Origin of the sequence: Nocardia macrotermitis (assembly GCF_009604405.1) — a bacterium.
GTDB lineage: Bacteria > Actinomycetota > Actinomycetes > Mycobacteriales > Mycobacteriaceae > Nocardia > Nocardia macrotermitis.
Window position 1 is genome coordinate 91,671 of sequence record NZ_WEGK01000022.1, and the last position, 22,138, is coordinate 113,808.

Consider the following 22,138-nt stretch of genomic DNA (forward strand, 5'->3'; position numbering starts at 1 on the left):
TCGCGAAAATTACCTGTTCGCCAGGAAGAAGAAGTACGCCAGGAAGATCACCGCCAGCACCCACACCACCGGATGCACCTCGCGGCCGCGGCGTTTGGCGACCATGACGATCGGATAGAACAGCAGCCCCATCGCGATGCCGTTGGCGATGGAGTAGGTCAGCGGCATCATGATCACGGTGATGAACGCCGGGATCGCGTATTCCAGTTCGCTCCAATCGATCTGGCCGAGCGAGCGGGACATCAGCACGCCGACCACGATGAGCGCGGGCGCGGTCACCGAGGACGCCCCCGCGACGACGTCGAAGATCGGGAACAGGAACATCGCGATCAGGAACCACCCGGCGGTCGAGATCGCGGTGATGCCGGTGCGGCCCCCCGCGCTGACGCCCGCGGTGGATTCGACGTAGGCGGTGGTGGTCGAGGTGCCGATGATCGCACCGGCCGCGGTGCCGACGGAATCGGAGGCGAACGCCTGCGCCGCGCGCGGCAGCTTCCCCTCGGGCGTCAGCAGCCCGGCCTGGTTGGCGATCCCGATCAACGTGCCCGAGGCGTCGAAGAAGTCGACGAACAGCATGGTCAGCACCACGATCACCATCTGACCGGTGAACGCGTGCGGCAGATTCACGATCGCCTGCCCGAAGGTCTGGTCCAGCCCGTGCGGCAGCGACACCACCGAATGCGGCAGCGGCACCAGCCCGCTGACGATGCCCACGATCGTCGTCGCGACGATGCCGTACAGCACCGCGCCGTGCCAGCCGATCACCAGGAAGATCACCGTGATCAGCAGCCCGAACAGCGCCAGCAGCGTGGTCCCCTTGGTGAAGTCGCCCAGGTGCACGAAGGTCGATTCGCTGGCCACCACCAGCCCGCCGTTCTTGAGCCCGAGGAAGGCCACGAACATCCCGATGCCCGCGCCGACGGCGAGTTTCAGCTGCATCGGAATCGCGTCGATGATCTTCTCGCGGATCTTGGTGATCGCGAGCACGAAGAAGATCACCCCGGACAGCAGCGTGCCGGACAGCGCGACCTGCCAGTGGATGCCCATCCCGAGCACCACCGAGTAGGCGAAGAAGGCGTTCAGGCCCATGCCGGGCGCGAGCGCGATGGGGTAGCGCGCCCACAGCCCCATCACCAGCGTGCCCACCACCGCGGCGACGGCGGTCGCGGTGAACACGGCCTGGGTGGGAATTCCCTTGGCCCCCAACGTCCCGTGGTCGCCGAGCACCGCGGGGTTGACCGCCAGGACGTAGGACATCGCCAGGAAGGTGACCGTCCCGGCCATGATCTCGCGCTTCACGGTCGAGCCGTGTCTGCTGATGCCGAAGTAGGCGTCCACGCGCCCCTTCGCACCCGACTGAGCATCGATTGTCATCTGCTTCTCCACCTGGGCCGGACGGACGTGCGTGTTGAGCACGCTATATGCCACATGGCGGTTGCGCATCTCCGGCGCGGCGAACCGGCGGCAATCGATTGCGACACTGCCGATCCCACCCAGCGAACATGTCGCTAACAAGACGATCACTGTCTCCATGCCGATATTTCAAGATCGCTACCGGCAGGCAATTAAATGCACAATTCACCTAGAATATGGAAGTTGTTGACCGTTCCCCAACGGACCGTTACAAATACGTTATTGCCGAACCGAACCCGTCGAACCGGCCACATGAGAATTGCAAAGTGAGTGGTTACTGAAATCGTCGATGCGAGCGCCGATCTCGCGATCGCCCCCGGGGTCCTGTGGGATCTGCTGACCGATCCGCGGAACTATGCCCGGGTCTTCCCCGGCATCGGCGCGTGCGATGTGCACGACATCGTCGACGGACGGCCGGTGTGGCGCATGCGAATCGGCGGCGGGGACACCGAGATCCACATCCTCGACGTCCGGGTGCTCGCCGATCGCGCGGCCGGCACGCTGGAGTTGCAGTGCACCGAGCGCCGCAGTTTCGCGGCGGTGAACCTGTCCGGCAGCGCCGATCGCACCCGCGCCACCATCACCTGCGTCGCCCCCGACCGGGTGCACCCACTCATGCCCAGCCTGCCCAATGCCGCTGCGGAGGAATGGATCTCGTTCGGTCTGCATCGCCTGGTCGATCTGGTGCGCGGCGCGCCGACCTCGATGGTGCTCAACGGCGAGGACTCCACGGTGCGCACCCAGGCCGGGGTCGCCATGCAGATCCTGTCCACCGGCGTGCTGCGCAGTATGCGCCCCGACCGGATGTACAAGCAGATCAACGGCCTGACCACCTACGGTTTCACGCTCGCGGGCGGTTACGCGGCCATGGCCGGGTTCGCCCCCAAACGCCTTGCGGTGGTGGACGATCGCGGCGCGAGCTCCTTCGGCGACATCCACGCCCGCACCCAGCGCCTGGCCGCGGCCCTGGCCGACAAGGGCGTCGGCAGCGGCGATGTGGTCGGCCTGCTCGCGCGCAGCCACCTCGAGATGATCGAAATCGTCACGGCCGTGGCCAAACTCGGCGCGGACCTGATCTTCCTGACCACCTGGCTGCCGGCCCAGCGCATCGCCGCCCTGGCCGAAAGTCACCGGATGGCAGCGATATTCGCCGATCCGGAGTTCGAACCGCTGGTCGCGTACGTACCGCCGGACGTGATGCGATTCGGCACGTTCAGCGATCCGGCCCGCCCGGACCTGACCGGCGTGGAGGACCTGATCGCCGTCGGCAGAAGCGATGTCGGCAAGCCGGACCAACCGGGTCGGCAGATCCTGCTGACCGCGGGCACCAGCGGCCCGGCCAAGGCCGCGATCCGCCCGCAGCCGCGCGGATTCGCCTCGATCGCGGCGCTGCTCTCGCGCCTGCCGTTCGTCATGAACGACGTCATGCTGATCGCGGCGTCGCTGTCGCATTCCTGGGGCCTGGCGGCCATGCACATCAGCCTGCCGCTGCGCGCCCAGGTGGTCCTGCTGGACCGCTTCGACGCCGTCGAATGCCTGCGCCTGATCGCCGAACACCGGGTGCGCACACTGATAGTCGTGCCGATCATGGTGGAGCGGATCCTGGATCTGCCCGCATCGGTGCGCGCCCGCTACGACCTGTCCAGCCTCGAGGTGGTGACCTGCGGCGGCGCCCCGCTGTCCGCGGCCACGGTGCTGCGGTTCACCGAGGTCTTCGGCGACATCCTCTACACCATCTACGGTTCGACCGAGATCTCCCTGGGCGCGATCGCCGAACCGGCCGACCTGCGGGTCTCCCCGACCACCGCGGGCAGTCCGCCGCTGGGCGCGAGATTCGCCGTGCTGGACCAGGATTCGAACCTGCTGCCAGTGGGCGCGATCGGCCGGATCTTCATCGGTCACCACCTGCTGACCGAGGGCTACATCGGCGCGCCGCAACCCGAGCAGGTCGACGACATGATCGACAGCGGCGATCTGGGCTACGTGGACGCGACCGGCCGGTTGTTCGTCGTCGCGCGCGCCGAGGAGATGATCGTCTGCGCCGGTGAGAGCGTCTACCCGCGTCCGGTCGAGGAGGCCCTGGCCTTCCTGCCGGAGGTCATCGAGAGCGCGGTGGTGGGCGGCCCGGATCGCGAAGCCGGGCAACGACTCTCGGCGTTCATCGTGGTGCGGCCGGGGCACATGGCCGATGCCGACGCGATCCGCGACTACATCCGGGTGCGGCTGGGCCGCGCCTGGGTGCCGCGCGACATCGTGTTCATCGACGCGCTGCCCCGCAATGCGAGCGGTAATGTCCTCAAACGTGTTCTGACGCAACAGCCTGTGCGAAGATGATGGTCGGGCGACGCGCGCGGGCATCGGCTTTCCCGCGCCTCGCCAGCGAACAGTTGACAAGTACGTCAACAAGGCGTATCTGTAACCGGTGAACACATGAAACAAACTCACCTTTAACGCATAATTCACCTGCTTTTCCATTCTTCTCGACCAATCATGTGCGGCCCGTTGGGAATACGTCGGTCGCCGAATCCAGTTGCCGACCCGGCCCAGCCAGAAGTGCAAGCGTGTGGTTACCGAAATCATCGATGCGAGTGCCGATCTCGCGATCTCTCCCCGGATGCTGTGGAAGCTGCTCGTGGATCCGGACACCTACCCCCGACTGTTCCCGGGCATCGGCGCCTGCGATCCGGTCGAAACCATCGACGGCCCGCCGAGTTGGCGGATGCGCGTGGGCACCGCCGACACCGAGATCCGGGTCCTGGACCTGCGCCTGGTCCTGAATCGCGAGGCGCACACCGTCGAACTGCAATGCCCGGCCCAGGGCAGTTTCGCCGCGGCCCGGCTGCGTGGCGGGCCCGAGGGCACGCACGTCGTCATCACCTGTTTCGCACCCGCGCGGGTGCATCCGCTGGTCGCCTCGCTGTCGAATTCGGCTGTCGTGGAATGGATCAAGGCCGGATTGAAACGCATGATCGACCTCGCCGACCGCGCCCCGACCTCGGTCCTGGTCAACGGCGAGGAATCCTCGATCCGCCTGCAGGCCGGGGTCGCCAAACAGATGCTGACCACGGGCGTGGTGCGCACCTACCGCCCGGACCGGATATTCCGGCAGCTCAGCAATCTGAGCGCCTGGGGTTTCACGCTCGCGGGCGGTTACGCGGCCGCGGCCGCGCACTCTCCGCGCCGCACCGCGATCATCGACGACCGGGGCGAACGCACGTTCCGCCAGGTGCACACCCGCTCACACGCGCTGGCCAGCGCGATGGGCGAGCTGGGCCTGGGCGCCGGCGACAGCATCGGCGTGCTGTCCCGCAATCACGCCGAGATGGTCGAGATCATGTCCGCGGCAAGTAAACTCGGCGTCGACGCAATCCTGTTCAACCTCGGGCAGCCGGCCGGGCGAATCGCCGAGATCGCCGAAACCACCGGCATCGCAATGCTGTTCACCGATCCGGACCTGGAACATCTGCTCGAATACCTGTCCCCTGACCTGCCGTGTTACCACACCGTGGACGACGGCATGCTGCCCGGCCGGATCACCGTCGAGAACCTGATCGCCTCGGGCACAGGCAATTTCACCAAACCGCGCGAACACGGCCGACTGATCGTGCTGACCTCGGGCACCAGCGGCCGGGCCAAGGGCGCGGTGCGCCCGCATCCCAAGGGGTTCGGCACCGTCGCGGCGGTGCTGTCGCGCATACCTTTGCGGATGAACGAGACCATGCTGATCCCCGCGCCGGTGTTCCACACCTGGGGTCTGGCCGCGTTGCAGATCAGCACGCCGCTGCGCGCGACGGTGATCCTGCCCGAACATTTCGACGCGCAGGAATGTCTGCGCATGATCGCCGAATTCCGGGTCAGCACACTGATCGTCGTGCCGGTCATGGTGCATCGCATCCTGGATCTGCCCGCCTCGATCCTGGCCCGGTACGACACCTCCAGCCTGCGCATCGTGGCCAGTTGCGGTGCGCCGCTGCCCGGCGCGACGGTGCTGCGCTTCATGGACGTGTTCGGTGAGGTGCTCTACAACTTCTACGGATCCACCGAGGTGTCCTGGGCCAGCATCGCCGATCCGGCCGATCTGCGCAGTTCCCCGACCACCGCCGGACGTGCCCCGCTGGGCACGAAAATCGCTGTGCTGGACGAGGATCGGCGTCCGGTGCCGATCGGCGCGACCGGCCGCATCTTCATCAGCAACCACATGCTGTTCGACGGCTACACCGATGCCGATCCGCCGCCGGAGGCCGAGGGCATGCTCGACACCGGCGATCTGGGCTACCTGGACGCCTCGGGGCGGCTGTTCGTGGCCGGACGCGACGACGAGATGATCATCTCCGGCGGCGAGAACATCTTCCCGCGGCCGGTCGAGGAGGTGCTCTCGCATCTGCCGCAGATCCGCGAGGTCGCGGTGCTGGGTGTCGCCGATCGCGAATTCGGCCAGCGCCTGGCCGCTTTCATCGTCACCCGCGACGGTCACGCCCTGGATCCGGATATGCTCCGCACCCACATCCGCCGCCGCCTGGGGCGTTTCTCGGTTCCGCGCGACATCGTGTTCGTGGACGCCCTGCCCCGCAACGCCACCGGCAAGGTCCTCAAACGGGTCCTCACCCAGCCCGCCGCGACCGACCGGGTACGCCACGGCGCGTACGAATACCAACGAAATCGTCGGGGCGGCAACTGATTCCGCTCCGGCATTCGGCCGCCGCGTACCCCGAACGCGCAGGGACACCCGAAAATCGCGGAGTGACTCCGGAGCGAGCTACGGACTCGGCGAGACGACCAACCCGAGTTCGGCCGGTCCGGACAGCAGCCGATGCCGGGGTAGGACACGAACGGTGAACCCGACCGCCCCCGACAGCGGAACCGGGGTGTCCACGGCGAAAAGCTCTGTCCCGGAATCACTTCCGGCATGGGTCATCTCGACGGCGCTCACCTCGGACAGATCGTCGTCCGAGCCGACCCGCCCCAGCACCGCCTGCACCGTGACCTCCGCGGCGCTCAACCCCGCGAGATCGATCCGGGCCCGCAGCGACAGCTCGTTGCCGATGACCGGAATATCGGCCAGCCCGGAACTGTCCACCTGCAACACCTTCACCTGCGGCCAGGCCGCCTCGACCCGGCGGCGATAGTCGGCCAGCTCCCGCGCACCGGCGAAATCGTCCTGTGCCACAGCGGAATACGAGGCCGCAGCCGGAGCGTAGTAGCCGACCGCGTAGTCGCGGACCATGCGCGAGGCCAGCACCTTCGGGCCGAGCGTGCGCAGGGTGTGCCGGACCATCTCCATCCAGCGCACCGGCACGTCGTCGTGGTCGCGTTCGTAGAAGCGTGGCAGCACAGCGCGTTCCATCGTCTCGTACAGCGCCGCGGCCTCGAGATCGTCGCGGCGGTGCTCGTCGCGCACGCCGTCGGCGGTGGGGATGGCCCAGCCGTTCTCCCCGTCGTACATCTCGTCCCACCAGCCGTCCCGGATGGACAGGTTGAGCCCGCCGTTGAGCGCGGCCTTCATCCCGGACGTGCCGCACGCCTCGAGCGGACGCAGCGGATTGTTCAGCCACACATCGCATCCCCAGTACAGGTACCGGGCCATCGACATGTCGTAGTCGGGCAGGAACACGATCCGGTGCCGCACCCCGATGTCGTCGGCGAACCGCACGACCTGCTGGATCAGCCCCTTACCGCCGTCGTCGGCCGGATGGCTCTTACCCGCGACCACCAGCTGCACGGGGCGTTCGGGGTCGGTCAGCATGGCGCGCAACCGTTCCGGATCGCGCAGCATCAGCGTCAGCCGCTTGTAGGTCGGCACCCGCCGCGCGAACCCGACGGTCAGTACTGCCGGGTCGAAAACCTCGTCCACCCAACCCAATTCGGCCGGGGCCGCGCCGCGTTCGAGCCACGAGGCCCGCACCCGACGCCGCACCTCGGCAACCAGGATGCCGCGCAACGCATTCCGCGTCGACCACAGCTCACCCAGGTCGACGTCCTGCAACCGCTCCCAGCCGCGCGCCTCCTCGACCAGTTCCGGACCGACGAATTCCCTTGCCTTCTCGATCCATTCGCGCGCGGCCCAGGTCGGCGCGTGCACGCCGTTGGTCACCGATCCGATCGGCACCTCGGCGGCATCGAATCCGGCCCACAGCGGCGCGAACATGTCCCGGCTGACCTCGCCGTGCAATCGCGAAACACCGTTGGCGCGCTGCGCGAGTCGCAATCCGAGGTGGGCCATGTTGAACACCGACGGATCGGCCTCCCGCCCCAACGCCACGATGCGATCCACCGAAACACCCGGTAGCAGCGGAGATTCGCGTTCCCCGTGGTCCCCGCCGAAGTACCGCCGCACCAGCGCACCGGCGAACCGGTCGATCCCTGCGGGCACCGGCGTGTGCGTGGTGAACACCGTGCCCGCCCGCACCGCGGTCAGCGCCGCGTCGAAATCCAGTCCGCCGGACATGAATTCGCGAATCCGCTCGATCCCCAGGAATCCGGCGTGCCCCTCGTTCATGTGGAACACGTCCGGATCGGGCAGTCCGTGCGCATGAGTGAACGCCCGCACCGCGCGCACCCCGCCGATCCCGGCCAGGATCTCCTGTTTGATCCGATGATCCTGATCACCGCCGTACAGCCGGTCGGTGACCGCGCGCAGTTCGGGATCGTTGTCGGCGATATCGGAATCCAACAGCAGCAACGGAATTCGCCCCACCTGCGCGATCCACACCCGCGCCCGCAGCACCCGCCCCTCGGGCATCGGCACATGCACCAGCACCGGCGACCCGTCCCCGGCTATGCCCATCGGCGGCGCTTCCGAGGGCCCTGCGTGGTTACGCTCCGCTGCCTCCTCCGGGCCCGCCGGGCGCACCGCTGTCAGCAGTTTCAGCGGCAGCCCCTGCGGATCCAGATCCGGATAATGCTCGCGCTGCCACCCGTCGGCGGTCAGCGACTGCCGGAAATACCCTGAGCGATACAGCAATCCGATGCCGATCAGCGGAAGCCCCAAGTCCGAGGCCGCTTTCAGATGATCCCCCGCCAGAATCCCCAGTCCCCCGGAGTAATTCGGCAGCACCTCGGTAACACCGAACTCCATCGAGAAGTACGCGATACAGCGCGGCCCCTGCTCCTGCTTCCCGAACCACCGCGGCCGACTCAGATAGTCCCGCAGATCCGCGGCGGCGGCGTCCACGGTACGCACATACGCCTCATCCGCGGCCAACTCGTCCAGCCGCTCGGCCGGAACCTCCCCCAGCATCCGCACCGGATCACGCCCCAACTCCACCCACAACCGCGGATCCAGTTCGGCGAACACATCCTGCGTCGGCGCATGCCACGACCACCGCAGGTTCGTGGCGAGTTCGCCGAGCGCGGCCAGCCGCTCGGGCAGATGGGCACGGACGGTGAAGCGACGCAATGCCTTCATTGGGTAGAACCTACACGCCACACCCCCCACACGCCCCACCGAACAGCCCTCCCGCAACCCCCTGACCTGTACTCATCGCTCCCCCGACCGCATCAACTCCCGACCCGGCCACATCCAACCCCGGCCCAGCAGCATTCACACCCGGCCCGGCAATTTCCACGACCACCCCGACCGCATCAACTCCCGACCGGCCACATCCAACCCCAGCCCAACAACATCCACACCCGGCTCAGACGTATCCACACCCGCCCCGGTCGCATCCGCACCTGGTCCATCACGTTCACACCCCCGGCTCAGCACATCCGTCCACAGGCCCAGCCGCATCGACACACCGACCCACCGCTTGAACTCCGAACCCGAGCCGTACCCCGCCCGGCCACATCCCCCTGGCCCGCCGCATCCACACCGACGCAGCGGGCCCAGGGCCCCGCCTACGGACTACTTCGAACCGAGCGTCCGATCGAACAACGCGAGCAGATCGCGGTAGTGCCGCTCGGCGGCCTCCTCGTTGTACGCCTCGGTGTCGGCCTGGGTGTACCCGTGAATCGCACCCTCGTACACCGCGGTGGTGTGCGTGACCCCGGCCGCCTCCAGCGCCTTGTCGAAGGTCTCGACATGCTCGGGCGTGGCCCCCTGATCGTTGTCGGCGTACCCGAGGAACAGCTCCGCGGTGATCGGATCGACCAGCAGATGCGTGCTCTCGGGGCCGTCGGTGACCAGCCCGGAGGTGTGGAAGCAGCCACCGGCCGCGACCCGCTCCGGATACGCGGCCGCGGTGAACAGCACCAGCCGCCCGCCCATGCAGTATCCGGTCAGCCCGACCGGACCATCGCTGACCAGCTCCGATGCCGCCAGCCAGTCCAGGTACGCGGCCGAATCGGACTTCACGACCTCGGGGGTCAGCTGCACCATCAGCGGCCGGATCTCCGCGAAGATATCCGGGCGCGCCTTGAAATCGATCGGATCCGGCAGATCGAACAGCGGCGCGCGCCCCGCCCGGTAGAACGCGTTGGGCACCAGCACGGTGTAACCGTGCGAGGCGATGCGATCGGCCACCGCGCGCAGCGCGGGACGCAGACCGAAAGCATCCTGATAGACGATCACGCCGGGATGTGCCGCGCCGTCGTCGGGATGGACCAGGTAGGCATCGGCAACGCCGTCGGGAGTCGTGATGTCCACCGATGTGCCGTGCACTGCGGTCATTGTGTGTCCTCCTGTGTTTGCACCATCGTCGTCGTGGCCGCTCGGAAAAGAGGCGAGCGTTCCGCTTCGGTCCTACCGTTCCATATCGTTTCCCGCCACCCGGCGCCCACCCGTCCGCCGTCATCGCCGCGAACACGCCCGGATTACCGGTACGGTTGACGCCGTGACCGGTCGCATCGCCATCGATGACACCGCCCCCGCCCTCGGCCCGGGGCGCTACCCGGCCAAGGCCGTGGTCGGCGAAGTTTTCCCGGTCCGCACCGTCGTCTGGCGCGAGGGACACGACGCCGTCGCCGCGACCCTCGCGGTGCGCGCCCCCGGCAGCTCGCGCACCCAGCGCATCCGCATGTCCCCCGATTACGAACCCGACGTGTTCAACGCCACGTTCACCCCCACCGAACCGGGCGCGTGGACCTTCCGGGTCGAGGGCTGGAGCGATCCGATCGCGGGCTGGCGCGCGGCGGTCGAGGCGAAGCTGGCCGTCGGCCAGAGCGCCGCGGATCTGGCCAACGATCTCGAACTCGGCGCGCGCCTGTTCGACCGTGCCGCACAGGCGGTTCCGAAGAAACAGTGGGAACGCCTGCGCGCGGCCGCGACCGCCCTGCGCGGCGACGACCAGCTCCCCGCCCGCGTCGCCCCGGCCTTCTCCACCGAGGTCGCCGAGATCCTGCGCGCCCATCCGTTACGCGAATTCGTCACCCGCGGACCACAATTCACCGTGCACGTGGAACGCCGCCGCGCCCTGTACGGCTCCTGGTACGAATTCTTCCCCCGCTCCACCGGCGGCCGCGACGCCGACGGCGCACCCGTGCACGGCACCTTCGCCACCGCGGCGAAGGAACTGCACCGCATCGCCGCGATGGGTTTCGACGTGGTCTACCTGCCCCCGATCCACCCGATCGGCGAGGTGAATCGCAAGGGCCGCAACAACTCCCTGACCTGCGAACCCGACGACGTCGGCTCCCCCTGGGCGATCGGCTCGGCCGACGGCGGCCACGACGCGATCCACCCGGCCCTCGGCGATGCGGTGGACTTCGCCGAATTCGTCGGCGCCGCACGCCAACTCGGCCTCGAGGTGGCCCTGGACCTGGCCCTGCAATGCGCCCCGGACCATCCGTGGGTCACCGAACATCCCGAATGGTTCACCACCCTGCCCGATGGCACCATCGCCTTCGCGGAGAACCCGCCCAAGAAGTATCAGGACATCTACCCGATCAACTTCGACAACGAACCCGACGGCCTCTACGCCGAGGTGCTGCGCGTGGTCCGGCACTGGATCACCCTGGGCGTCACCATCTTCCGCGTCGACAACCCGCACACCAAACCCGCCGACTTCTGGGAATGGCTGATCGCCCAGGTGCGCCGCACCGACCCCGACGTGATCTTCCTGGCCGAGGCGTTCACCCGCCCCGCCCGCATGTACGGCCTGGCCCGGCGCGGCTTCTCGCAGTCCTACACGTATTTCACCTGGCGCACCGGCAAACACGAACTCGCCGAGTTCGCCCTGGAACTCGCCGCCAAGGCCGACGAGGCCCGTCCCAACCTGTTCGTCAACACCCCCGACATCCTGCACGAGAGCCTGCAACACGGCGGTCCGGGCATGTTCGCCATCCGCGCGGTGCTGGCCGCGACCATGGGGCCGACCTGGGGCGTGTACTCGGGTTTCGAACTGTTCGAGCATCAGGCGGTCCGGCCGGGCAGCGAGGAATACCTGGATTCGGAGAAATACGAACTGCGCCCGCGCCCGTTCGCCGAGGCCGCCGCACGCGGTGAATCCCTGGAACCCTGGCTGACCAGGCTCAACGAGATCCGCCGCGCCCACCCCGCACTACAGCAATTACGTTGTCTGAGGGTGCATCACATCGACAACGACGCCCTGCTGGCCTATTCGAAGGTCGATCCCGCCACCGGCGACGCGGTCCTGGTCGTGATCAACCTGGACCCGTTCGGCGCCGAGGACGGCATGCTCTCGCTCGACCTGCCCGCGATCGGCCGCGAATGGCACGATCACCCGGTCGTCCTGGACGAGGTCAGCGGCGAGGAATACCACTGGGGCCAAACCAATTACGTGCGCCTGGACCCGATCCGCGCGGTCGCGCACATCATCGCCCTGCCCCCGGTTTCCGCCGCCGCACGCGCAGAACTGGCCTACCGCAGGACATTCCGATGACCGCCCGGCATCGAACCACCGGTGCGTCCGGCCGGATTCCGACGCCCACAGCCCCTGAGCACCGCGCCCGTAATCTCCAGCGCGACAAAGGGTTCCGCCCGTGAACCGCCGCGACCTCCTGCTGCTGGCCGCGGGCACCCACCCCGACCCGCACTCCGTACTCGGCGCACACCCGCACCCCGACGGCACCGTCATCAGAGCCCTTCGGCCACACGCGGATTCGGTCTACGCACGCATCGGCGGCGAGGACCATCTACTGAAACACGTGGAACACGGCCTCTTCGAAGGCGTCGTACCGCACACCGACCTCTGGGACTACCGCCTGCTGGTCTCCTACCCCGGCGGCCGCACGGTCCTGGACGCCGACGGCTACCGCTTCCTGCCCACCCTCGGCGAACTGGACCTGCACCTGATCGGCGAGGGCAGACACGAACGCCTCTGGGAGGTCCTGGGCGCACACCCGCGCCACTACACCACCCCCGACGGCGAGGTCACCGGCGCCTCCTTCGCGGTGTGGGCCCCGAATGCCCGCGGCGTCAGCGTGATCGGCGATTTCGACGGCTGGAGCGGCAACACCGCCCCCATGCGACGCCTCGGCGGCTCGGGCGTCTGGGAGCTGTTCGTCCCCGGCCTCGGACCGGGCGAGAAGTACAAGTACAAGATCCACGGCGCGGACGGCGGCACAGTCGACCACGCCGACCCCCTCGCCTTCGCCACCGAAATTCCGCCCGCCACCGCCTCGGTCATCACCGAAAGTTCCTACCGCTGGACCGATCACGACTGGCTGCGCACCCGCGCCGCCACCGATCCCACCCGCGCCCCCATGAGCATCTACGAGGTACACCTCGGCTCCTGGCGCCCCGGCCCGGACTACCGCGAGGCGGGCGCCCAACTCGCCGAATACGTTCGCGCACAGGGCTATACCCACGTCGAGTTGCTCCCCATCGCCGAACATCCCTTCGGCGGTTCCTGGGGCTACCAGGTCACCTCGTACTACGCCCCGACCGCCCGCTTCGGCGCGCCCGACGACTTCCGCGCCTTCGTCGACATCCTGCACACCGCGGGCATCGGCGTCCTACTGGACTGGGTTCCGGCGCACTTCCCGCGCGACCAGTGGGCCCTGGCCCGCTTCGACGGCACCCCCCTCTACGAACACCCCGACCCCCGCCGCGGTGAGCAATTGGACTGGGGCACCTACGTTTTCGACTTCGGCCGCAACCAGGTCCGTAATTTCCTGGTCGCCAACGCGCTGTACTGGATCGAGGAATTCCACCTCGACGGCCTGCGCGTCGACGCCGTGGCATCCATGCTCTACCTGGACTATTCGCGCCCCGACGGCGGCTGGGAACCCAATATCCACGGCGGCCGCGAGAACCTGGAGGCCGAGCGGTTCCTCCAGGAGATGAACGCCACTGTGCAGCAACGACATCCGGGCGTGGTCACCATCGCCGAGGAGTCCACCGCCTGGCCGGGCGTCACCCGCCCCACCGACGTCGGCGGCCTGGGCTTCACCATGAAGTGGAACATGGGCTGGATGCACGACACCCTCGGCTACCTCGGCCACGACCAGGTGCACCGCAGCTGGCACCACAACGAGATCACCTTCGCGGTGGTCTACGCGTGGAGCGAGAACTACGTGCTGCCGATCAGTCACGATGAGGTCGTGCACGGCAAGGGCACGCTGTGGACCCGCATGCCCGGCGACGACTTCGCCAAGGCGTGCGGCGTGCGCGCCCTGCTGGCGTACATGTGGTCACATCCGGGCAAACAGTTGCTGTTCATGGGCCAGGACTTCGGCCAGTTCCGCGAGTGGTCGCACGACCGCGGCCTGGACTGGCACGAACTCGACAACCCCCTGCACGCGGGCATCCACACCCTGGTCGCCGACCTCAACGCCGCCTACCGCGCCCACCCCGCGCTGTGGACCCAGGACACCTCCCCCGGCGGCTACGCCTGGATCGAGGCCGACGACCGCGCGGCCAACGTCGTCGCCTTCCTGCGCTACGCCACCGACGGCTCGCCGATCGCCTGCCTCTACAACTTCTCCGGCTCCGAACACCGCGACTACCGCGTCGGCCTCCCCCTCCCCGGCCACTGGTGCGAAATCCTCAACACCGACGCAATCCCCTACGGCGGCAGCGGAATCGGCAACCTCGGCGGCGTCGACACCACCGAAACCCCTTGGCACAACCGCCCGGTCTCGGCGGAAATCACCTTGGCCCCCAACAGCGCGGTCTGGCTCGCCCCAGAGCCGCCCACACGATCTTCGTGACGGATCTCACTCGTATAACCCAAGTTCTCTGGAGAACTTGGGTTAGTCACAAGACGACCCAGCCCCTCAACCGTCGGCCCGAAGCGTGAATCCTCCGGGCACTCACAGCCACCGGGTCTGTCAGTACAGCGCGGTAGCCAGCTTGCGACGAGCCGCGACAACCACCGGATCAGCGGTATCGAACAACTCGAACAGCTCCACCAGCCGCGTGCGCACCCGATTCCGGTCATCCCCGGCAGTGCGCTTGATCAGATTGATCAGCCGCGCGAACGCCCCATCCGGCTCACCGTTGAACAGCTCCATATCCGCGGCCCCGAACGCGGCATCGATATCGGCCGGATCCGCGTCCGCCCGCGCGATCGCATCCTCCGGCAGCCCCTGGGTGCGCGCGTAGAACCGCACCTGCCGCAGCGCGGCCTTGGCCTCGGAATTCCCCGGCTCGGCCGCCAGAATCGCCTCGTAGGCGCCGATCGCACCGTCGACGTCACCGCGCTCGAGCGCCTCCTCGGCCGCGGTGAAACGCGGATCCTCGGGCTCGGGCTGCGCGGCCCCCTCGGGCCCGTCCGGCAACTGCCCGCGCACGGCCTCCATGACCGCGGTGAGCCACTCCCGCACCCGCGGCTCGGGCTGGGCGCCCTGGAAATCGGCCAGCGGCTGCCCACCGGCCACCGCGATCACCGTCGGAATCCCCTGCACCCCGAACGCCTGCGCGATCCGCATATTCGGTTCGGCCTCGACCGTCGCCAGATCCCAGCCGCCGTCGGCCTCACCGACCAGCCGCTCGAACAGTTTGACCAGCTCCACGCTGCCCGGACTGCGCTGCGAGTACAGCACCACGACCACCGGCGCCTGCATCGAACGACGCAGCACCTGCGTCTCGAAATTGGCCTCGGTGACCGCGTGATCACTCGGAACATCAGTGGCCGCAGGCTGTTTCAAGCTGGACAGATCCACCGCGCCGGACATGGCGGCGGCAGCGGCGGGCGAGGGACGACGTGCAGCTGGTCGAGTCACAGCTTCCAGTTTGTCACGACCCGGCAGCGGCAGCTGCCGGGGCTGTGACAACTTCGGCATGAGCGGGGCGTTGCGTGGTTACGCTCCGCTGCCGCCTCCACGCCTGACCGCTCATGCCGGACTCAATTCACCCAGCTGCCCCGACCGGATCGCCCACCGCTCGAAGAAGAACGAGGTGAACGGGATCACCGACGAGACCAGCCCCAGCAGGATGGTGCGGGCGGGCCACTCGAACTCCCGCCACGCCATCAACAGACTGAACGCGTACGCCACGAAGATGAGGCCGTGCACCATCCCGAACACCATCAACGGCCATTCGACCGGCGGTGTCACCCCGTGCTTGAAGTACATCCCGATGAACAGCAGCACCCAGCCGCCCACCTCGAGGATGCCGAACAGTCGCACCCGCTTCGCCAGAGTGCTCACGTCGAAGATCTCGCCCATGCGCTCCATTGTGCCCAACCCCTACGACACCTCGTAGTGGGTGTGCCCCAATCCACAGGAAAAGCTCATCCTCGCCCGACGCGGCACTCCCGACGGATCGCTACCGAACCTTCACGATCAACGCGTCACCCTGACCGCCACCACCACACAGCGCCGCCGCACCGATACCGCCACCACGGCGCTTCAACTCCAACGCCAGATGCAGCACGATCCGCGCACCCGACATCCCCAGCGGATGCCCGATCGCGATCGCGCCACCGTTCACGTTCACCTTCTCCGGATCGATCCCGAGCTTGCGCGTCGAGGCCACCCCGACCGCCGCGAACGCCTCGTTGATCTCCACCACATCCAGATCCGCGGGCGAAATCCCTTCCCGCGCACACGCTTTGGCGATCGCATTGGCGGGCTGCTGCTGCAACGTGGAATCCGGCCCGGCCACCACGCCCGCCGCGCCGATCTCCGCGATCCAGCTCAGCCCCAGCTCCTGTGCCTTGGCCTTGCTCATCACGACCACTGCGGCCGCACCGTCGGAGATCTGCGAAGCCGACCCCGCAGTCACCGTGCCGTCCTTGCGGAACGCCGGGCGCAGCTTGCCCAGCGACTCGGCCGTGGTGTCCGCCCGAATGCCCTCGTCCTGCCCGAACAGCACCGGATCACCCTTGCGCTGCGGCACCGGCACCGGCGTCACCTCGTCGTCGAACACGCCGTTCTTCCACGCCGCGGCCGCCTTCTGGTGCGAGGCCGCCGCGAACGCGTCCTGCTCCTCGCGGCTGATGTGGTCGACGTCGTTGCGCTGCTCGGTCAGCAGCCCCATCGCCTGATCGGTGAAGATGTCGTGCAGCCCGTCGTACGCCATGCTGTCGCGCAACGTCGTGTCGCCGTACTTGAAGCCCTCGCGGCTCTTCTCCAGCAGATGCGGCGCCCGCGTCATCGACTCCTGCCCGCCGGCCACCACGATCTCGTACTCGCCCGCGCGAATCAGCTGATCCGCCAACGCAATTGCGTTGATCCCCGACAGGCACACCTTGTTCACGGTCAACGCCGGAACGTCCATCGGGATGCCCGCGGCCACCGCGGCCTGCCGCGCCGGGATCTGCCCCGCACCCGCGGTCAGCACCTGCCCCATGATCACGTAATCCACCGACTCCGGCGCGACCCCGCCCTTCCCCAGCGCCGCCTTGATCGCGAAACCGCCCAGGTCGGACCCGGAGAATCCGGCCAGCCCACCGAGCAGCCGACCGACGGGAGTGCGGGCTCCGGAAACGATGACGGAGGTGGTGGTCACGATGATCCTCACTTCTCGGGTCGATGCTGCGTACGGGCGGATCGGACCGCTCTGTACTCAACGGTAACCCGGGCGGTCCGGACGGCACCATGGTGGTGCGCGCTACCCCCGGCATGGGTGGATCAGGGCCGAAGGCGGCAGCGGAGCATAACCACGTAGGCCCCCACCCATGCCGCCATTAGACTCCGCAAGGTGAGCACACCCGAAAAGACCGAATTCATTCCCGCCGACTATGTGATCGCCGTGGACCATGTCGGCATCGCCGTCCCGGACCTCGACGCAGCCGTGACCTGGTACTCCGAAAAGCTCGGTATGATCGAGACGCACCGTGAGGTCAACGAGGGCCAGGGGGTGCACGAGGCAATGCTGTCGTTGCCCGCTGCCGGAGACAGGTCGACTGCTCTGCAGTTGCTGGCCCCTCTCAACGAGCAATCGACCATTGCGAAATTCATCGATCGCAACGGCCCCGGACTCCAACAGCTGGCCTACCGGGTGACCGATATCGACGCTGTCGCAAGCAATCTCCGAGACCAAGGCGTACGCCTGCTGTACGACGCACCGCGTCCGGGAACCGCGGGCTCGCGCATCAATTTCCTGCACCCCAAGGATGCTGGTGGTGTGCTCATCGAGCTGGTCGAGCCGAACGCGAATCCTACTCACTAGTACCGCAATCCGACCGCGAAAACTTGTCGTAACGACATTCGCGGTCGGGTCACCATGGTGCGCACGCAAGCGGTAGTTTGTGGGGCATGTCGTCCACTGAGCCCGATCGCAATCGCTTCGTTGCGTTGCCCTTTACCGTGGTCCGGAAGGGGTATGACCGCGATGAAGTTCGCAATTACTTCGACCGATTCGATGCCGAACTGAGGGTCACCGCTACCGACCGCGATGCCGCCGCTGCCCAGGCCCGGAACCTGGCCGCCCAGCTGGAGGATGCGCGTGACGAAATCGATGAGCTGCGTAAGGAAGTCGATCGTCTGTCGGTCCCCCCGACCACCGCGGAGGGGATGAGCGACCGTATCTCGCGCATGCTGCGCCTGGCGTCGGACGAGGCGTCCGAGGTCCGCGCCCAGGCCCAGGCCGAGGCTGCCGAGATGGTCTCCATCGCCGAGCAGCAGGCCACCGAAATGCGCGGTAAGTACGAGTCGCTGCTCGCCGAGACCAAGGAGAAGCGCGAAGCGCTCGAGATCGAGTTCGAGCAGACCCTCGCCAACGCGCGCAACGAGTCCGCCAAGATCGTCGAGGCCGCCACCGCCGAGGCCGACCGCCTCACCAAGGAGGCCGAGGCCAAGATCAAGGCCCAGCAGCAGGACTTCGAAGTCAGCATGGCCGACCGGCGCACCAAGCTCACCCGCGCCATGGAGGAGCTCGAGGCCACCAGCCGCTCCGACGCCGCGCAGCGCATCAAGGAAGCCACCGACGAGTCCAACCGTCTGGTCGGCAACGCCACCCAGCAGGCCGATCGCAAGATCGCCCACGCCAAGGAACTCGCCGAGGAGATGCGCGTGCTGCGCGGCCGAGTCCTGGCTCAGCTCTTGGGAATTCGCGGCCAGCTCGATTCCGTACCGGCCATGCTCGCCGCGGTCAACCGCGAGAGCGAACTGCTCGACGGCGCCGCCGAACCGCGGTCGCTGGGCAGCAAGCAGTCCGGGTCCGGACGCCAGCAGCAGAAGGCCATCCCCGAGCTGCGTGATGCCGAGGATGAGATCGTCGACGAAGACCAGCGCGAGAGCGCCGAAGTCGCACGTTAGACCGTAGGTCCCCCGCGGACCTGCGCTTGTCCCTGCCCGGACGACAGATATCCGTTCCAAGGCCGCCCCCTCATCCAGGGGGCGGCCTTCCTTATGTGCACGAGGCCCCGGGAGCTACCCTCGATAACGTCATGCCCCGCCGCAAACCGAACCCCCGCAACTCCTCGGCGCGGTCCCAACGGGACCCGCGCCCGATCGGCGACGTCTTCGGACGCACCGAGGACGGTCCGGGCGGCGCGGAAACCTTTGTGGTGCGCACGATTCCGGGTTCCCGCGCGGTGAAGACCTACCGCTGCCCCGGCTGTGATCACGAAATCGCCCCGGGCACAGCACATATCGTCGCCTGGGCGGTCGACGGCGGCGAAGACGACCGCCGCCACTGGCACACCGGCTGCTGGCGCGGCCGTCACACCAGAACCATCACCCGCCGCTGGAGCTGAAAGAGCTTCCCCCGCAACCGAAGCCGCGGCGACCGCAACGAAAGTCGCCGCGCCCCACTAGAACAGCCGGAACTCGTCGCTCTCGGTACCACGCAGCGCATCGTAATCGAGTGTCACACAACGAATCCCACGATCCGTCGCGAGCGTGCGCGCCTGCGGCTTGATCTGCTGCGCCGCGAAGACCCCACTCACCGGCGCGATCAGCGAATCCCGGTTCAGCAGTTCGAGATACCGGGTGAGCTGTTCGACACCGTCGATCTCACCGCGCCGCTTGATCTCCACCGCGACCGTCGCCCCGTCGGCGTCCCGGCACAGGATGTCCACCGGACCGATCGCGGTCATGTACTCGCGACGGATCAATGTGTAACCGGCGCCGAGGGTTTCGATGTGCTCGGCGAGCAACTCCTGCAGATGCGCCTCGACACCGTCCTTCACCAGACCCGGATCCACGCCGAGTTCGTGCGAGGAATCGTGCTCGATCTCCTCGACGGTGATGCGCAGTTCCTCACCGGCCTTGTTGGTCACCACCCACAGCTTGGCCGCGTCCCCGTCGCGCTCCTCCAGCCAGCACGGCGGGCTCATCCAGTTCAGCGGCTTGTAGGAACCGCCGTCCGAATGCACGAGTACCGATCCGTCCGCCTTCATCAGTAGCAGACGACGAGCCATCGGGAGATGAGCGGTGAGCCGACCCACGTAGTCGACCTGACAGCGAGCAATCACGAGGCGCACCCCAGGCACTCTAGGCGACCGCGTCCCGGCCCGATCCGCAAGGGCCACCTACGGATCCGCGCCGAACGTCTCAATTCAGCAGGAACGACACCGCCAGCGCCGCGCCGGCCACCACCGGAACCAGATCGAACCACCCCAGCCGATATGCCGCAGCCCGCCCGCGCACGATCATCAGCGCCCCGATCCCGGTCCCGATCAGATACGCCAGCAGATGGCCGACACTGGTGAAATCCCGATCGTCGACCACTCCCTGCACCGCGATCACCAGCCACACCAGCCCCCACGCGATCCGCCGCCCCCGCGGCACGACCACGATCAGCGAACCGAACAGCGCCATCACTCCGTAACTGATCCCCACGTCCTCGGAGTCCCCCAAACTGCCGGGCAGCCACCCCATCCCGATCCCCACCCACAGCCCCACCGCCACCAGCAGCGTCGCACCGATATGACCGGCCAGGAACGTCCAGACCGCGCGCAACGCACCGAACCGCAGTTCCACCAGCGCCACCAGACAGGCCGCCAGCGGCACGTTCGTGATCGTCGAATCGGTATCCCCGATGACGAACGCACTGGACACCAGCGTCGCGATCCGGCCGTGCCGCAGATTGTCCAGATTCGTACTGGTATCGGCGAGAATCCGCGCCTGCACATCGCCCCCGACCCGCGCGTAGATCACCGCCACCACGACCAGCGCCACCACATAACCGATAGTGACGGGCAGCCAGTGCCGACGTCGCAACTCGCCGACAGCGACGGCCAGCCCGGTCCGGATCGAGGCCGGAAGTCCCGATGTCATGGTCGCGCGATGGTTCCGCGGTTCAGCCTACGAGGATCGTGTACCCCAGCAGCGTCGCGATGACCAGCAGGACGATCTCGACCTTCTTGAAACCGTGCGGCACGGTCCGCCCGCGGCGGATCAACCACAACCCGACCAGCAGACCGATCGACACCGAAATCAGATGTCCGACATTCGTGAAGCTCCGCCCCATCGCCACACCGGCGACGGCGACCGCCAGCCAGGTGATCGCCCAGGTCGGCCGCCACCGCGACGGCATCAGCACCAGGAAGGCCCCGATCAACGCCATCGAGCCGTAACTGATCCCGACGTCCTCGGCGTGGGTGATCGCCAACGGCAGCCAGTGCGCCTCCACCGCCACCCACAGCCCCAGGGCGACGAGCAACGTCGATCCGAGATGTCCGGCGAGGAAGATGCGAATCAGGCGGCTCGCACCGAATTTGAGCTCGGCCAGGGCCAGCAGACAGATCAGCAGCGGCAACACCAGCAGCGAGGTGTCGGTGTCACCGATCAGCAGCGCACTCGAGAACAGCGTGCCGAGATGGCCGTTCAACAGGTTGTACAGATTGGTGCTGGCATGCAGCATCACGCGGGTCTGCGCGGAATTGCTCAGCACCGAGACCAGCACGGTCACCAGGATGAGCAACGCCGCGTAGCCGTAGGTCGCCGGTAGGAACAGCCGACGCCAGCGAAAGCGGGACGTCGTGACCGAAACGGTCGGCGTCGTCGTCTCCTGGTTGGGTGCCGCGAGCACCACCATGGGGATCCCTTTCGTCACTGCTCCGGAGGCAGCTCCACCGGCGTACCATCCATCATCCGGAACCAGGCTGCAAGTCGGCTAGCTGTCACCTGTGAAAGTACTGTGTCGCCGCGATATGCTCCGGCCGTTGCGGCCGGAATGCCTGATTGCCGCTGCTAGTCGCCGGAACCGCTCGCGAGAGCGGAGATCATGGTGCTGATGTAGGTGGCGAGGCCGCTGAGCAGGTCCATCTTGGTGTCTCCTAGTCGAGAGATTGTGACCGGCCGAATCATACACAAGTCCGGGAAACAGCGAAGGCCCCCAGCAATGCTGGGGGCCTCCACGAAAATTGTTCCGGCGGTGTCCTACTCTCCCACACCCTGTCGAGTGCAGTACCATCGGCGCAGGTGGCCTTAGCTTCCGGGTTCGGAATGGGACCGGGCGTTTCCCCACCGCTATAGCCGCCGTAACTCTATG

16 protein-coding genes and 1 rRNA gene are annotated in these 22,138 nt (G+C 67.4%); 7 read left to right on the forward strand and 10 right to left on the reverse strand.

Annotated features, from left to right (window positions below; genetic code table 11):
• Positions 1–9 precede the first annotated feature (9 nt).
• Positions 10–1,374 (reverse strand): NCS2 family permease, encoded by a 1,365-nt coding sequence (locus NRB20_RS33780; RefSeq protein WP_153415471.1) that lies wholly within the window; start codon positions 1,372–1,374, stop codon positions 10–12.
• 309 nt (positions 1,375–1,683) lie between these two features.
• On the opposite strand from NRB20_RS33780, the gene NRB20_RS33785 reads away from it, so the two are divergent.
• Together NRB20_RS33785 and NRB20_RS33790 are read left to right on the forward strand one after the other, a co-directional pair.
• Positions 1,684–3,747, forward strand: coding sequence for an AMP-binding protein (locus tag NRB20_RS33785; protein WP_319945743.1), 2,064 nt, complete (start codon positions 1,684–1,686; stop codon positions 3,745–3,747).
• 229 nt (positions 3,748–3,976) lie between these two features.
• Positions 3,977–6,091: an AMP-binding protein gene (locus NRB20_RS33790; protein WP_406603913.1), complete on the forward strand. Its 2,115-nt coding sequence runs from the start codon at positions 3,977–3,979 to the stop codon at positions 6,089–6,091.
• A gap of 78 nt (positions 6,092–6,169) precedes the next feature.
• On the opposite strand, the gene glgP is transcribed toward NRB20_RS33790, so the two are convergent.
• Positions 6,170–8,818 (reverse strand): alpha-glucan family phosphorylase, encoded by a 2,649-nt coding sequence (gene glgP, locus NRB20_RS33795; protein ID WP_153415472.1) that lies wholly within the window; start codon positions 8,816–8,818, stop codon positions 6,170–6,172.
• Between the two features lie 438 nt (positions 8,819–9,256).
• Complete coding sequence (locus NRB20_RS33800; protein WP_153415473.1) at positions 9,257–10,021, reverse strand: dienelactone hydrolase family protein; 765 nt, start codon at positions 10,019–10,021, stop codon at positions 9,257–9,259.
• 163 nt (positions 10,022–10,184) lie between these two features.
• Here NRB20_RS33800 and NRB20_RS33805 point away from each other — a divergent pair, with 163 nt between their 5' ends.
• Both NRB20_RS33805 and glgB read left to right on the forward strand, forming a co-directional pair.
• The gene (locus NRB20_RS33805) at positions 10,185–12,191 is read left to right on the forward strand and encodes an alpha-1,4-glucan--maltose-1-phosphate maltosyltransferase (protein ID WP_319945744.1); all 2,007 of its coding nucleotides are present in this window, start codon (positions 10,185–10,187) and stop codon (positions 12,189–12,191) included.
• A 100-nt stretch (positions 12,192–12,291) separates the two neighbouring features.
• A complete protein-coding gene (gene glgB, locus NRB20_RS33810; protein ID WP_319945745.1) occupies positions 12,292–14,463 on the forward strand; it encodes a 1,4-alpha-glucan branching protein GlgB in 2,172 nt (723 codons plus the stop codon).
• Positions 14,464–14,583: 120 nt separating this feature from the next.
• Here the strand turns inward: glgB and NRB20_RS33815 are convergent, their stop codons facing one another.
• The 3 genes from NRB20_RS33815 to NRB20_RS33825 all read right to left on the reverse strand — a co-directional run bounded on the left by NRB20_RS33815 (position 14,584) and on the right by NRB20_RS33825 (position 17,206).
• Positions 14,584–15,429: a tetratricopeptide repeat protein gene (locus tag NRB20_RS33815; protein WP_153415498.1), complete on the reverse strand. Its 846-nt coding sequence runs from the start codon at positions 15,427–15,429 to the stop codon at positions 14,584–14,586.
• Between the two features lie 159 nt (positions 15,430–15,588).
• Entirely contained in the window at positions 15,589–15,921 is a 333-nt protein-coding gene (locus NRB20_RS33820; protein ID WP_153415475.1) for a DUF3817 domain-containing protein, read from the reverse strand.
• 100 nt (positions 15,922–16,021) lie between these two features.
• Positions 16,022–17,206, reverse strand: a complete 1,185-nt coding sequence (locus tag NRB20_RS33825; protein WP_319945746.1) for an acetyl-CoA C-acetyltransferase — start codon at positions 17,204–17,206, stop codon at positions 16,022–16,024.
• Between the two features lie 192 nt (positions 17,207–17,398).
• Here NRB20_RS33825 and mce point away from each other — a divergent pair, with 192 nt between their 5' ends.
• The 3 genes from mce (at position 17,399) to NRB20_RS33840 (ending at position 19,397) form a co-directional block, all read left to right on the forward strand.
• Complete coding sequence (mce, locus tag NRB20_RS33830; protein WP_319945747.1) at positions 17,399–17,869, forward strand: methylmalonyl-CoA epimerase; 471 nt, start codon at positions 17,399–17,401, stop codon at positions 17,867–17,869.
• A gap of 86 nt (positions 17,870–17,955) precedes the next feature.
• Positions 17,956–18,957, forward strand: coding sequence for a coiled-coil domain-containing protein (locus tag NRB20_RS33835; protein WP_153415476.1), 1,002 nt, complete (start codon positions 17,956–17,958; stop codon positions 18,955–18,957).
• Between the two features lie 131 nt (positions 18,958–19,088).
• Entirely contained in the window at positions 19,089–19,397 is a 309-nt protein-coding gene (locus NRB20_RS33840; protein ID WP_153415477.1) for an ATP/GTP-binding protein, read from the forward strand.
• Between the two features lie 57 nt (positions 19,398–19,454).
• Here NRB20_RS33840 and nucS read toward each other — a convergent pair whose 3' ends face one another.
• The 4 genes from nucS to rrf form a co-directional block, all read right to left on the reverse strand.
• Entirely contained in the window at positions 19,455–20,126 is a 672-nt protein-coding gene (gene nucS / locus NRB20_RS33845) for an endonuclease NucS (protein WP_319945748.1), read from the reverse strand.
• Positions 20,127–20,196: 70 nt separating this feature from the next.
• Entirely contained in the window at positions 20,197–20,922 is a 726-nt protein-coding gene (locus NRB20_RS33850; RefSeq protein WP_153415478.1) for a rhomboid-like protein, read from the reverse strand.
• 22 nt (positions 20,923–20,944) lie between these two features.
• On the reverse strand, positions 20,945–21,682 hold the full coding sequence (locus NRB20_RS33855) for a rhomboid-like protein (protein ID WP_227834126.1): 738 nt from the start codon (positions 21,680–21,682) through the stop codon (positions 20,945–20,947).
• Positions 21,683–22,013: 331 nt separating this feature from the next.
• A 5S ribosomal RNA gene (gene rrf / locus NRB20_RS33860) occupies positions 22,014–22,130 on the reverse strand.
• Between the last annotated feature and the right edge of the window lie 8 nt (positions 22,131–22,138).

Coding starts and splice junctions, on each gene's coding strand:
- NRB20_RS33840 (WP_153415477.1), top strand. CDS start 19,089: ATGCCCCGCCGCAAACCGAACCCCCGCAACTCCTCGGCGCGGTCCCAA.
- NRB20_RS33800 (WP_153415473.1), bottom strand. CDS start 10,021: ATGACCGCAGTGCACGGCACATCGGTGGACATCACGACTCCCGACGGC.
- glgP (WP_153415472.1), bottom strand. CDS start 8,818: ATGAAGGCATTGCGTCGCTTCACCGTCCGTGCCCATCTGCCCGAGCGG.
- NRB20_RS33780 (WP_153415471.1), bottom strand. CDS start 1,374: ATGACAATCGATGCTCAGTCGGGTGCGAAGGGGCGCGTGGACGCCTAC.
- NRB20_RS33855 (WP_227834126.1), bottom strand. CDS start 21,682: ATGGTGGTGCTCGCGGCACCCAACCAGGAGACGACGACGCCGACCGTT.
- NRB20_RS33815 (WP_153415498.1), bottom strand. CDS start 15,429: ATGTCCGGCGCGGTGGATCTGTCCAGCTTGAAACAGCCTGCGGCCACT.
- NRB20_RS33850 (WP_153415478.1), bottom strand. CDS start 20,922: ATGACATCGGGACTTCCGGCCTCGATCCGGACCGGGCTGGCCGTCGCT.
- NRB20_RS33835 (WP_153415476.1), top strand. CDS start 17,956: ATGTCGTCCACTGAGCCCGATCGCAATCGCTTCGTTGCGTTGCCCTTT.
- NRB20_RS33820 (WP_153415475.1), bottom strand. CDS start 15,921: ATGGGCGAGATCTTCGACGTGAGCACTCTGGCGAAGCGGGTGCGACTG.